14 protein-coding genes are annotated in these 12,860 nt (G+C 62.2%); 10 read left to right on the top strand and 4 right to left on the bottom strand.

The window, feature by feature from the left end:
- Positions 1-102: 102 nt before the first annotated feature.
- The gene (locus tag ACFORG_RS04920; protein WP_386734272.1) at positions 103-1,752 is read right to left on the bottom strand and encodes an electron transfer flavoprotein-ubiquinone oxidoreductase; all 1,650 of its coding nucleotides are present in this window, start codon (positions 1,750-1,752) and stop codon (positions 103-105) included.
- 138 nt (positions 1,753-1,890) lie between these two features.
- Entirely contained in the window at positions 1,891-2,346 is a 456-nt protein-coding gene (gene soxR / locus ACFORG_RS04925; RefSeq protein ID WP_386734273.1) for a redox-sensitive transcriptional activator SoxR, read from the bottom strand.
- An 81-nt stretch (positions 2,347-2,427) separates the two neighbouring features.
- Here soxR and ACFORG_RS04930 point away from each other — a divergent pair, with 81 nt between their 5' ends.
- The 7 genes from ACFORG_RS04930 to rpsO all read left to right on the top strand — a co-directional run bounded on the left by ACFORG_RS04930 (position 2,428) and on the right by rpsO (position 7,514).
- A complete protein-coding gene (locus ACFORG_RS04930; RefSeq protein WP_386734274.1) occupies positions 2,428-2,808 on the top strand; it encodes a VOC family protein in 381 nt (126 codons plus the stop codon).
- Between the two features lie 133 nt (positions 2,809-2,941).
- Entirely contained in the window at positions 2,942-3,412 is a 471-nt protein-coding gene (greA, locus tag ACFORG_RS04935) for a transcription elongation factor GreA (RefSeq protein ID WP_386734275.1), read from the top strand.
- A gap of 12 nt (positions 3,413-3,424) precedes the next feature.
- Positions 3,425-4,456 (top strand): hypothetical protein, encoded by a 1,032-nt coding sequence (locus tag ACFORG_RS04940; RefSeq protein WP_386734276.1) that lies wholly within the window; start codon positions 3,425-3,427, stop codon positions 4,454-4,456.
- Positions 4,457-4,526: 70 nt separating this feature from the next.
- Positions 4,527-5,435, top strand: a complete 909-nt coding sequence (gene truB / locus ACFORG_RS04945) for a tRNA pseudouridine(55) synthase TruB (protein WP_386734277.1) — start codon at positions 4,527-4,529, stop codon at positions 5,433-5,435.
- Entirely contained in the window at positions 5,432-5,944 is a 513-nt protein-coding gene (locus ACFORG_RS04950) for a DUF1643 domain-containing protein (protein ID WP_386734278.1), read from the top strand. Before truB ends, ACFORG_RS04950 begins: the two co-directional genes overlap by 4 nt.
- Positions 5,945-6,027: 83 nt before the next feature.
- Positions 6,028-7,098 (top strand): calcium-binding protein, encoded by a 1,071-nt coding sequence (locus tag ACFORG_RS04955; protein WP_386734279.1) that lies wholly within the window; start codon positions 6,028-6,030, stop codon positions 7,096-7,098.
- Between the two features lie 146 nt (positions 7,099-7,244).
- Positions 7,245-7,514 carry a 30S ribosomal protein S15 gene (gene rpsO / locus ACFORG_RS04960; protein ID WP_386734280.1) on the top strand — a complete coding sequence of 90 codons (270 nt, stop codon included), beginning with the start codon at positions 7,245-7,247 and terminating at the stop codon, positions 7,512-7,514.
- A 174-nt stretch (positions 7,515-7,688) separates the two neighbouring features.
- Here rpsO and ACFORG_RS04965 read toward each other — a convergent pair whose 3' ends face one another.
- Complete coding sequence (locus ACFORG_RS04965; protein WP_386734281.1) at positions 7,689-8,051, bottom strand: YidH family protein; 363 nt, start codon at positions 8,049-8,051, stop codon at positions 7,689-7,691.
- Positions 8,052-8,218: 167 nt separating this feature from the next.
- Here ACFORG_RS04965 and ACFORG_RS04970 point away from each other — a divergent pair, with 167 nt between their 5' ends.
- The 3 genes from ACFORG_RS04970 to ACFORG_RS04980 all read left to right on the top strand — a co-directional run bounded on the left by ACFORG_RS04970 (position 8,219) and on the right by ACFORG_RS04980 (position 11,622).
- Entirely contained in the window at positions 8,219-10,033 is a 1,815-nt protein-coding gene (locus tag ACFORG_RS04970) for a calcium-binding protein (protein WP_386734282.1), read from the top strand.
- Between the two features lie 374 nt (positions 10,034-10,407).
- Entirely contained in the window at positions 10,408-10,989 is a 582-nt protein-coding gene (locus ACFORG_RS04975; RefSeq protein ID WP_386734283.1) for a hypothetical protein, read from the top strand.
- A gap of 12 nt (positions 10,990-11,001) precedes the next feature.
- Positions 11,002-11,622, top strand: coding sequence for a hypothetical protein (locus ACFORG_RS04980; RefSeq protein WP_386734722.1), 621 nt, complete (start codon positions 11,002-11,004; stop codon positions 11,620-11,622).
- On the opposite strand, the gene ACFORG_RS04985 is transcribed toward ACFORG_RS04980, so the two are convergent.
- On the bottom strand, positions 11,504-12,799 hold the full coding sequence (locus ACFORG_RS04985) for a peptidoglycan-binding domain-containing protein (RefSeq protein ID WP_386734284.1): 1,296 nt from the start codon (positions 12,797-12,799) through the stop codon (positions 11,504-11,506). The two genes, ACFORG_RS04980 and ACFORG_RS04985, sit on opposite strands and share 119 nt — an antisense overlap.
- Positions 12,800-12,860 lie beyond the last annotated feature (61 nt).

Raw genomic sequence — 12,860 nt, forward strand, 5'->3', positions numbered from 1 at the left:
TTTCGCCTAAACCCGCGGCAGGTGTCGGGTCACCTGGCCGCAAACGGTGTTCCCGGCAAGCCCCGGAAACACCAATTCCACAGTCGCGACAGCCAAACGGTGTCACATGTTCGGATAATTCGGTCCGTCGCCACCCTGCGGCACGGTCCAGACGATGTTTTGCGCCGGATCCTTGATGTCGCAGGTCTTGCAGTGCACGCAGTTCTGGAAGTTGATGACGAATTTCGGCTCCTGCCCCTCCTCGGTCACGAACTCGTAGACACCAGCGGGGCAGTACCGCGCCGAGGGACCCGCGTATTTCGGCAGGTTCACCGCAACCGGCACGCTGGGATCCTTGAGCTTGAGATGCGCAGGCTGGCTTTCCTCGTGGTTGGTCATCGAGAAGCTGACATTGGTCAGCCGGTCAAAGGACAGCTTGCCATCGGGCTTCGGGTAATCGATAGGTTTGAACTTGGACGCCTGGCCCGTTGCATCGGCATCGCTCTTGCCATGCTTGATCGTGCCGAACAGCGAAAAGCCGAGCGTGTTGGTCCACATGTCGAAACCGCCCAGCGCAAGGCTGGCGGTCAAGCCGTATTTGGACCACAGCGGCTTGACGTTGCGCACCTTCTTGAGGTCCTTGCCGATGGCGCCTTCGCGCACTTCGGTCTCGTATTCAGTCAGCTCGTCGGACGCGCGCCCGGCCTTGATCGCCTCATGCGCGGCTTCGGCCGCCGCCTTGCCCGACAGCATCGCGTTGTGGTTCCCCTTGATGCGCGGCACGTTGACCATGCCGACCGAACAGCCCAGCAGCGCCACACCGGGCGCGACCATCTTGGGCATGGACTGGTAACCGCCTTCGGAGATCGCCCGCGCACCATAGGCCACGCGCTTGCCTCCCTTCAGCAGCTCGGCAACCATCGGGTGATGCTTGAACCGCTGGAACTCCATGTAGGGGAAAAGATGCGGGTTCTCGTAGTTCAGATGAACGACGAAGCCGACATAGACCTGGTTGTTGTCGAGATGATAGATGAAGGATCCACCGCCCGCGTTCTTGCCCAAGGGCCAGCCCATCGTATGGGTGACGGTGCCGGGCTTGTGCTTTTCGGGGTCGATCTCCCAGATCTCTTTCATGCCAAGGCCGAATTTCTGCGGTTCCTTGCCTTTTTGCAGGTCGTACTTCGCGATGACCTCCTTTGCGAGCGAGCCGCGCACGCCCTCGGACAAGAAGACGTATTTGCCGTGAAGCTCCATCCCCGGCTCGGTATTCGGACCGTAAGAGCCATCGGGTTCGAGCCCGAAGACACCTGCGACCACGCCCTTGACCCCCCCGTTCTCGTCATAGACGAGCTCGGAGCACGACATTCCCGGAAAGATCTCGACGCCCAGTTCCTCGGCCTGCTCTGCCATCCAGCGACAGACATTGCCCATCGACACGATGTAGTTGCCGTGGTTGTTCATCAACGGTGGCATCGGCCAGTTGGGCACGCGGATCTGGCCGGCCTCACCCAGCATGTAGAAATTGTCTTCGAGGACGGGAACGTTGATCGGCGCGCCCTTTTCCTTCCAATCGGGGATCAGCGCATCAAGGCCGCAGGGGTCCAGAACCGCACCCGACAGGATATGCGCCCCCACCTCGGAACCTTTTTCCAGCACGACCACGTTCAGGTCGGCGTCGAGCTGTTTCAAACGGATGGCGGCGGACAGGCCGGCGGGGCCTGCACCCACGATCACCACGTCGTATTCCATCGCTTCGCGTTCAATCTCGGCCATTCGCGGGCTCCCTAGCTGACTGGTCGATTGTCGGCCCGGCATGGGCGCGGGCGCAAAATTCGTTCCGAAGCTGATTACATGCCCGCAAAGCGCCCGGTCAATCAAAACACGGCGTAACGACGCTGCGATGCGGCAAGTTCAGCTTTCGGGGCTGTCTCCCATCAGGTAGCGCGGCCCGGCCCCATGTCGCGCGGCACGGTCCTGGGGGTTGTACAACGCGCAGCGCGGCAGACTCAGGCACCCGCAGCCGATACAGCCATCGAGATCGTCGCGCAGCTTTTCGAGCGTTCGTATCCTCTGGTCGAGGTGACTGCGAAGCCCCTCGCTGATGCGTGTCCAGTCCTCGGGCGTCGGGGTGCGGCCGCCGGGCAATCCGGACAAGACCTCGCGGATCTCGGTCAGCGACAGTCCTAGGTTCTGCGCAATCATGACAAAGCTCAACCGGCGGATGTCGGCACGCTCGTAACGGCGCTGACCGCCCGCGTTGCGCCATGGCTTCAACAGGCCGAGTTTTTCGTAATGTCGGATGGCAGAGACGGCCAATCCGGTGCGGCGCGACAGGGCGCCAATGGGCAATCCATCCGATGTGGGCATGCAGAAGAAATTCCTTGACCTAAAGTTAGGTTTAGAAATTAGCGTGACTCGCATCGTTCTTGCAACATCACGGAGGCCACGATGCCCGCTCTTCTTGAACACGCCAATTTCACTGTCGCCGACCCCGAGGCCACCGCCGCATGGATGGCGCGCGTCTTTGGCTGGCACACCCGCTGGCAGGGCGAGGCCAAGGCCGGCGGCTTCACCGTTCATGTCGGCGAAAAAGACACATACCTGGCGCTGTACCGCCCCTCCGGAACGCCGGTTTCAGGTCCAAGCAGCTACGAGACGGTCGGCGGACTCAACCACATCGCCGTCGTGGTCGAAGACCTCGCACAGACAGAAGGTGCCGTTCGGGACGCCGGGTTCGAGCCCCATTCGCACGCCGATTACGAGCCCGGCGAACGGTTCTATTTTCACGACGATAACGGGATAGAATTCGAAGTCGTGGCATACGACTGAGCCGCATTCCGCGCGACCCCGCCGAAGGCCCCTTGCAATCCGGACCGTGTTTGGGTCAGGTATTCGTCAACCTTATCACTCGCCCCGGCGCCCAAAGAGCGGCGGGGCGACACTATTCGTGGGATGTCGAACCATGGAAAAGATTCCGATGACCCGCAGCGGGCATGCCGCCCTCGAAGCGGAGCTGAAACAGCTGAAGTCCGAAGAGCGTCCGGCCATCATCCGCGCGATCGCCGAAGCGCGTGAGCATGGCGACCTGTCGGAAAATGCCGAGTATCACTCCGCTCGCGAAAAGCAGTCGTTCATCGAGGGCCGCATCAAGGAACTGGAAGGCGTGCTGTCGCTGGCCGAGGTGATCGACCCGCGCAAGCTGTCCGGTTCCATCAAGTTCGGAGCCACCGTCACGGTAGTGGACGAGGACACCGATGAGGAAAAGACGTGGCAGATCGTGGGCGAGCATGAAGCAGACATCGAAAAGGGTCTGCTCAACATCAAGTCACCCATTGCCCGCGCGCTGATAGGAAAGGAAGAGGGTGACAGCGTCGAGGTTCGCACACCCGGCGGCGATCGTGCCTATGAGATCCTGAACATCTCATACGTCTGAGGGAGCGTCCCGATGTCCGGCCCAACTCCTCAAGAACAGCGGGTCCGGTCCTCAACGCCGCCTGCCACACCGCTTGACGCCTACCAACGCCCTGGGCGGCCCGCTGTCACCGGCATCGAGGTGACCGCCATCGCGTTGAGCCTGCTCTGGCTTGTGGGGTCGGTCCTGTATTTCGTGCTGACGCCGGACGAGGCCGAACCCGCTGGTGGCAGCTTTTTGATAACCATGCTGGCCGTTTTCATGCCGGTAGCCATGATCTGGGTCGCGGCGACTGCCGCGCGTGCCAGCCGTGTGATGCGCGAAGAAAGCCAGAGACTGCAGGCCGCCATCGACGCGATCCGACATGCCTATCTGGCGCAGGCCCAGCGCGGCGCGGTCAATGCCGAACCTTCGGTCACGAAAAAGCTTGACGAGATCGCCGAAGCCGCGCGCAAGACCGAAAGCGCGCTGGCGACCTTCTCGACCAGTCGCGCCCGGCCCCGGCATGCCCAATTGCCCGTCCCGATGACCGTCGAGGAACCAACGCACCAGGGCTCGCTGGAGCTGGGAACCCCGGCAGAGGCCTTGTCCCCGCCGCTGCCGAGCGACGATTTTATTCGCGCCCTGAACTTTCCGGAAACCGCAGAGGATGCCGAAGGATTCGCCGCGCTGCGACGCGCGCTGAAGGACCGCAAGGCAGCGCAGCTTATCCAGGCGGCACAGGATGTGCTGACCCTGTTGAGCCAGGACGGTATCTACATGGATGATCTGCGCCCCGACATGGCCCGGCCCGAGGTCTGGCGCCAATTCGCACAGGGCACCCGTGGCCGTGCGGTGGCCGCACTCGGAGGTGTCCGGGATCGGTCGAGCCTGGCCCTTACGGCTGGCCGAATGAAGCAGGATCCGATCTTTCGCGATGCCGCGCATCATTTCCTCCGCCGGTTCGACCAGACGCTGGCCGAGTTCGAGGCGAATGCAAGCGACGAAGAGCTGAGCGCCCTTGGCGAGACGCGCACTGCGCGGGCATTTATGTTGCTGGGGCGCGTCGCCGGAACTTTCGACTGACCGTATCGGTAAATTGACAGCGCAGCCGCGATCCGTTAGGCCGCGCGCCTCTACATCACCGGGGGTTCGGATGGGACGCAAACGCAAGGGCCGCGATATTTCGGGATGGCTGGTGGTCGACAAGCCCGCAGGCATGACCTCGACCGCCGTTGTCAACAAGGTTCGCTGGGCGATGAATGCTGCAAAGGCAGGCCATGCCGGTACACTTGACCCCGAAGCGACTGGTGTCCTGGCCGTGGCCCTGGGCGAGGCGACCAAGACAGTTCCCTACATCACCGACGCGCTCAAGGCCTATGTCTTTACCGTGCGCCTTGGACAGGCAACCAACACCGACGATGCCGAGGGCGAGGTGATCGCCGAAAGCGACGCGCGCCCCTCGGATGACGGGATCAAGGCCGCTCTGGGCGGGTTCCTTGGTGAGATCATGCAGGTTCCGCCAAAGTTTTCGGCGGTCAAGATCAACGGCCAGCGCGCTTACAAACTCGCGCGCGAGGGCGAAGATTTCGAGGTCGAGGCGCGCCCCCTATGGGTCGACGAACTGTTGCTGGTTGACCGGCCCGACCCCGACCACGTCGTGCTGGAAATGACCTGCGGCAAGGGCGGCTATGTCCGATCCATCGCCCGCGATCTTGGCGCGGCTCTCGGGTGCCATGGCCATGTCACCAAGCTGCGGCGCATCTGGTCCGGCCCTTTCGAGGCCGAAGACGGCGTTACGCTGGAACAGATCGAAGAGATGGCCAAGACCGAGGCGCTGGACGCCCACCTGCGCCCGCTCGAAGAAGGGCTTGCCGACCTGCCCGAACTGAAGTGCACCCCCGAGGGTGCCGTTCGCCTGCGCAATGGCAATCCCGGCATGGTCCTGGCGTCGGACGTGGAATACGGCGACGAGGCGTGGGCCTCGTTCGACGGTCGGGCGGTGGCCGTCGGGGTCTACAAGGCTGGCGAGTTGCATCCCAGTCGGGTCTTCAAGGCCGAATGATCACCCGCAGCCATACCAAGGGCGATGCGCCATCAACCGCCGTCTATTCGGATTGCGAGCGGTATCGCTACAGCCTGACACGGGTCTGGGAGCCGGAGGGGAAGCGGGCGCTTTTCGTGATGCTGAATCCGTCGACCGCGACCGAGGTACAGAACGATCCAACCGTCGAACGTTGCGAACGCCGCGCGCGCGCGCTCGGGTTCGGGTCGTTCCGGGTCACCAACATCTTTGCATGGCGCGAAACCGATCCGCGCAAGATGCGCGCTGTAGCTGATCCGGTCGGGCCCGCAAATGATGCCGCCATCGCCGAAGGCGCGCATTGGGCAGACAGAGTGATCGCCGCATGGGGCACACACGGGGCCCATATGGACCGGGGCCGGGCGGTAGAGGCCCTGCTGCGTGCCACCGGCGAGCCGTTGTTTCACCTTGGCCTGACCAAGGACGGCCATCCGAAACACCCTCTCTACATCGCTTATAGCCAGCAACCCGAACCTTGGGCGGGCCGTTAACCACTCACTCGGTGGGGCTTTGACCAAAGGCCTGATCCATGGGACATTTCCTTCGGTGGGCGCAATCTGCGCGGAGTGGTGAAATGTTGATGCTTGCGGGCCTTCTGGGCCTTGCTGCGGTTGGGAGCGTTGTGTTCATGTCCGACGAAACCGGGGACGAAGAAAGTGATCTGGCAGCGGCCGAAGACGCCTCCCTTGCAACTGGAACCGCAGAATTCATGGAACTCTCGGCCGACACGGCACCGCTCGAAATGGAAGGAGTGGCTGGAGTATCGGGATCGCACGAGGCTGTAGAACACGCAGAAACCATGGGGCAAAGCGCTTATGGCCCGGTTGGTGTGATCTCGGCGAGTGAAAATGGGCTTGTCATCGCCGGCGACCTCGGCGACGACGATCTGACCGGAGGTGCCGGACACGACCAGATCAACGGGTATGCCGGCGACGATCTCATCCTTGGTGAGGACGGAACGGATTACCTGCATGGGGCCGAAGGCAACGACACCGTTCATGGCGGTCCGGGCGGTGACAAGATCGACGGTGATGCGGGGGATGACGCGCTTTTGGGCGACGGGGGCAATGACCTCCTGCGCGGGCATGGCGGCGATGACCTGATGTCGGGCGGCACCGGGGGCGATACACTCGAGGCCGGGTTCGGGGATGATACGCTGTCCGGCGACGCGGGAGCAGATGCGCTGCATGGCTGGCACGGGGATGACGTTCTGGATGGCGGCGCGGGCGCCGACACTCTCTTTGGCGGATTCGGTAACGATCTGCTGCGCGGGAATGAAGATGGCCCCGAACAGGACTTTCTGAATGGTGGCAGTGGGCTGGACACGATCGTCGCTGGTGGAGGCGATGTTGTATCCGGCGGGGCGGATGCAGATACGATCCTTTTGGGCGACTGGCTTGCGCAAGACGGGCCGGCCGACATCATGGACTTCGAAAGCGGCGAGGATACTCTTTTGGTCCTGTGGGACCTGACCCAATCGCCCGATCCCGAGGTGACGATCGAAGAGGATGCCGACCGCCCTAGCCTGTTTCATCTGCACGTCGGAGGTGAAGAGGTGGCGACATTGCGTGGCGACGCGGTGTCTGCCGCCGACATCATGTTGATGGACATCGCCGATGCCGATGTCGTCCGCATGACTGGATAAGCAAAACCCTTTGCAATCCGCGCAAAAACCATCTATCGACCGCCATTCCCGCCGGAATCGCCCGATTTCGGCAGGTTTCTCCATGGGCCTGCGCTGGACGACATCCCGGCCTGCGCCATCACTCTAACCTTGCAAAGGAGACCCCGATGTCGATCACTGCCGAGGAAAAGACCCGCCTCATGAAGGAATACGCGACCAAGGACGGCGACACCGGTTCGCCCGAAGTTCAGGTCGCCATTCTGAGCTCGCGCATCTCGACGCTGACCGAGCACTTCAAAACCCACAAGAAAGACAACCACGGTCGTCGTGGCCTGTTGAAGATGGTTGCCCAGCGCCGCAAGCTGCTGGACTATCTCAAGGGCAAGGACCAAGCCCGCTACCAGTCGCTGATCGAGCGTCTCGGCCTGCGCCGCTAACCTGGTTTTGACCGTTTTGTACATCGGTTCCGAACCGGATTGACCGTTTTGTACATAATTTTCGGTTAACGAAGCCGCGCCCGAGGGCGCGGTTTCTTGTCTTTTAAGACCCGAACCAGACAGGTTGCCCGCGCACCGTGCAGCCCGAAACCTGCCGGACCGACAGGCACCGCATCAGAGCCAGAGCAAGATGAGACCCGTCGCGCCCGCCCCGATCGACAGGACGGCGGCGGTCAGGCCCATGTGGCGATCCGATTGCGGGTCGGCCTGATGGTCGGTAAGCCGAGCGCGGGTCGCACAGGCTCTTCGCCAAGCCGAGATGAAGATACCGATGGCGGTGAGAACGAAGATCGACGCCACCGCCTTGGGCAGCCAGGTGGGGTCGAAACTACGAAACAGCGCTCGCGTCCCGAGCGCCAGCGCAACCGCCGCCATTCCGGTCCGCAACCAACCCGCATAGGTCCTCTCATTGGCCAGCAGCGTCCGGTCCTCGGCCCAGTCGGTACGGCTTTCGGCCATGTCTGTCTTGTCGGTCATGGGTCAAGAATGCCCTTGCGATCCGACGCTGCCAAGCCTGTTCCGGCTACCGCATTCACGCATCCCGAGTATGCAATGGCCGTCGGTTGCATGCCGTATCGGAAAAGTATCAATGTAAGAGCAAAGCGGGCAAATTCCCGATAAAGCAATTATAACAGGATCAACCCATGCCAACCACTGACTACTCCGGCCCTTTCATGTTTTCGGAATACGCTTCTGCTGGAGATATCTCTCTTTTCTCGGATGTGACCGATAACACGCTACTGCCTTTCGGACAAAAAGTCTCGTTCAGCGTCGATCGCTCCGATTTCTCGGAAACGTTTTCCCTCGGCGGCATCTTCGAAAACGGCATTCACGCCGGTTCGCAAGAATTGACCGACTTCAAAATGGACCGGCTGGGCCAAATCAATGTCGGCGACTATTTGTACATCACTCCCTTCGCCTCCGGTGACAGCTACACCGATGGGCACAACCCCGATAGCGGCGTGTTCCTGGATTTCAACGAAGAGCGCGACTCGGTGGTCATCACGTGGAACGAGATGAAGTATAGCTTGGGTGGCGACGACCTTCTGACATACCAGGCGGAGATCATCGACCGGGGCGATGGGGATGCCGAGATCATCTTCCGCCATGCCGACCTGTACGACCCACCGATGAAAACGTACTTGCACTATTGGGGTATGGGGGTGGGAGACGGCCCGGGTTCGGAACTCGTGTTCATACCGAATTATGAGTTGGCCAGCAGCGAGCCGAGCTTGCTGGATCTTGGAAGTGCCATCGGGAATGCCGGCGTGCAAGGTGTCTGGCATTTTCACATCATTGATGGCGCCGTTCAGTTTCTCGTACCCTCGGATGACGAGGTATTCGAAGGAAGCGCAGGGAATGACCTGCTCGTCTCGGACGGCGGCAACGACACGTTGAATGGTTACGAAGGCGATGACACGCTCGCAGGCGGATCAGGCAATGATCTGCTGTCGGGAGGGGCTGACCGCGATATCCTGAATGGCAATGAGGGGGTCGACACTCTCGATGGAGGTCAGGGAGAGGATACCATCGAGGGTGGCAGAGGCGACGATTTCCTGTCAGGCGACGGCGGCAACGATCTCGTCCGAGGCGATGCAGGCGATGACACCCTGCAAGGCGGGTCGGGCAACGACACACTCGAGGGCGGATCTGGCCGGGATTCGATCCTTGGTGGCGACGAGCATGACAGCATTTCCGGCGGAAGTGACCACGATTACCTGCGCGGCGAGGACGGGGCGGACTGGATCGACGGGGGAGACGGCAGTGACACGATCTTCGGCGGCGATGGCGAGGACACCATCACGGGTGGCCGCGGGCGCGATTCAATCGAAGGCGGTGCAGGCGACGATCTGATCGTTGAGGTTTGGAACACCGACGAGCATGGCAGTTCCGCTCATGACATCATCAATGGGCATGGCGGGAATGACACGATAGACGGTGCTCGCGGCAGCGACCGGTTGGGCGGTCAGGCTGGCGATGACGTGATCCGGGGCAGCGACGGCAACGACAAAATCGGTGGCGGCGCGGGTAATGACGTTCTGTCCGGTGGGAGTGGCAATGACTGGTTCTCGGGCGGTGCGGGGGACGATTTCATCTATGGCGATACCGGTTGGAATCACGCCAATGGCGGCGCGGGAGCGGATACCTTTCTGCTGACACCGGATGGGCATTTGACCGTTTACAATTTCAACGCGGCCGAGGGCGACCGACTGATCGTGGATGGCGACCGCTGGGAGCGAGGGGATTTCTATCTGCGCACGGATGCCGATGCGCAGATCGTCGGGGCGGATAATGACCACGTGGTGGTCGAAGCGACGATCCTTTACCGCGAGGGCGATAGTGCACCGTTCCGCGAGATTGCCGAGATCCGCTCGCTTTTCGACATGGATAGCCTGCGGCTGGACTTGCCCAGTGCGAACGGCGAGGTGATCGACCCGATCGTCTGGGATCTGGCGTGAACCGGTACGGGGCAGGGTATTTTCCTTGCCCCTTCACGACACGGGTGTTTCACTCTGACAGGTATTGAGCGGTTGGGTGCGGGCGATTTTCAGTTCTTTTGGTTGTATCCTGCCCGGACGAGAGACTTGGGGATTTCGGGACCTTTTCAGCAATAGCCGACACGCCCCTCTTGCCGATCGGCGGAACGCGTCTGCCCTATGGCGATGACGACGTATCGCATTCCATTACGATTTCTGCGATCTTCAAAGACGGGTTCCGCTTTGGTTCACGAGTTTCTGACGAGCCATACGTTGCCACCAATGGCGGCGTGACGTTCGATTGCTATGTTTGACCGCAAGAAAGTAGCTCCGCGATTTTTCCCGCGGCAGCCGAGTTGGACGCACGCAACTCTCCTCTCGAGACAATGGGTGTCTTTTATGGCTTGAACACCGAGCGTGACTCCGTGGTCGTCACGTGGCGGGATGTCGATTTCTGGTTCCGAAACGGTGACCCGCCGGTGACCTTTCAGCTGGACATGATCGACACAGCCGGCGGAACCGCAGAGATCGTTTATCGCTATTCCGCGAACCAGGCATATGTACCCGTACGCTTCGGTCTTGTGGCCCCGGATTATGGCGAAGTGGGATACCAAGCTTCCGTGGAAGATGTGACGCCGGGAGACGCCGCCGACCTAATCGGCAACACGGGTATCGCAGGTGTGTGGCAGTTCCTCGTCGAGGACGGCTCGGTAGTGGCGACCGAACCGCAGCAGGGAACAGACGGGCCGGACCTGCCGCGAGGTAACTTGATGTCCGACACGATCGAAGCTGGTGCGGGCGATGACACCATCACGGGCGTAATCGGCGACAACCCGTTGCACGAAGAGGACGGGAACACCTGGATTTTCGGCGGCGATGGGTACCATAGGCACGACACGATCGATGGCGGAGACGGCAACGACCTGATCGGCGGCTGATCCGGCAACGACATCCTGTCGGGCGGGTTGGGCAATGACGGCTTCTGGGGCGGGTCGGGAGATGATGTCATCTATGGCGACTCGGGCCGCAACGAGGCACATGGCGGAGAGGGCGCGGACACGGTCCTGCTGACGCCGGTGGGTATCCTGACGATCCACGGTTTCAACCCCGGGGAGGGTGACCGGCTGATCGTCGATGCCGATTTCCGGGATCCCGGCGATTTCTATGTGCAGGCCGTTATGGATGCCGACGGGGTGCGCGAGAACAGCTTTGCCACGATCCTGCACAGGTTCGACCACGAAACCGCCTATCGCACCGTGGCCGAGATCCACGCGCCTGGCGGGATGGACCGTCTGCAACTGTATTTCCCGCATGATGCCGGGGGGCCATCGCCCCACTCGCCTGGGACCTGGCGTGACCGAAACGGGGCCAGCGGCCCCGTTTGCCGCGCGCCTCTTGGCGCGCTGATCGAGCGCGCGCGGGACGCGCGCTCCTTTGGATCAGGTCCGGTCGCTAGTCTGACAGGGCGAAGGTGGGCAATGTCGCCTGCTGCACGCGGACCGGGTTGTCGGCGGTCTGGTCGGCCATCGCGGCCCGCAGCAGCTGCGTCCGGTTCGGATCACTGGGCATGAACACGACCCGTGCGCCCGCATCGATCGCATTCAGGCTGGTGTCGTACCATTGCCGTGCGAGGTCGGGACGTTCCGAGGTGCCGAACCCTTCGCGCAGGTGGTGGCCCAGAAGCTCTCCGTAAGCCGGCTCGCCCAGCGCGACGAGCAGCAGGGCCGAGCCCAGCGCCATATCCATGTCGTCACGTCCATAACCGACCGACAGGCACACGCGGCTGGTTGCGGCAAGATCCGCGGGCGGAACACCCGAGGACAGGGCAAGGCCTCGCATCTCGGCAGTCACTTCGGCGGGACCGCGCAGCGAGAGACCCGCGACCTGCGGCGCAAGGCGTTCGCCATATGCCGCGCATTGGCTGGCGACCTGGTCGGGCGAAAGAGCCTGGATACGCGACATCACGTCCTCGCCCTGCGCGATGGCATAGCTGCGGGCAAGGCAGAATTGTTCGGACAGCGCGAAATCGCCATTGGTCAGCGTGGCCCGGGTGACATAGCCGCCATTGGTTGAGGTTTGCAGCATCACCGCGTTGCAATGATTGGCCAGTGAAACGGTTTGCGCCTGTCCTGCAAAGAGGTTCGGCAATTGCGCTGCCGGGGCAACCGTTGCCGCGGCTTGGGGTTGCACAGGCACCGTGGGCATGGCTGCGAGCTGGGTGCTCTGCCCGGTGGCGCGTTGCTGGCGGTAGGCCATCAGCAGGGGTTGGCCCGTCAGGCGCGTCTGGGCCTGTCCGCCATTGATCGCCCAGGAATGCGCCTGCATCAGGAAGTCGTACTGACCGCCATCAAAGGCGCGCCCGTTGACCGGGTAGCCCATCGCGGCCTGGTAACGCTCGATCGCGGAGCGCGTGCCACGGCCGATCTGGCCATCGACGCGGCCCGCCTCGAAGCCGAAATAGTTCAGGGCCGTCTGGGTCGTGCGGCCATGTTCGGTGACCGGGATACGCGGCGCGGGGGCACGGTAGTTCCGGGTGCTGGTGGAGCGATGGCTTTGCGCCTTGCGCCTTTGCTGATCCTTGGTGATGGCGTGGCCGATCAGGCCGCCGACAATGGCGCCGCCGATGAAATCGCCGGCATCGGCCTGCGCGCGGGGAGCGGGGACCAGCGCCAGTGCGGCCGCAACCCCCGTGACGAGAATGGATTTGGTGAACATCGTGTTGCCTCCGTGAAACATCTTTCGGGCCATGACCTCACCTTACGGCAGGACGGTGGCGCGCGCTGTGAACTAGTACCGGAACGGAACGGCC

Source organism: Lutimaribacter marinistellae (genome assembly GCF_042648365.1).
Classification (GTDB): Bacteria; Pseudomonadota; Alphaproteobacteria; order Rhodobacterales; family Rhodobacteraceae; genus Lutimaribacter_A; species Lutimaribacter_A marinistellae.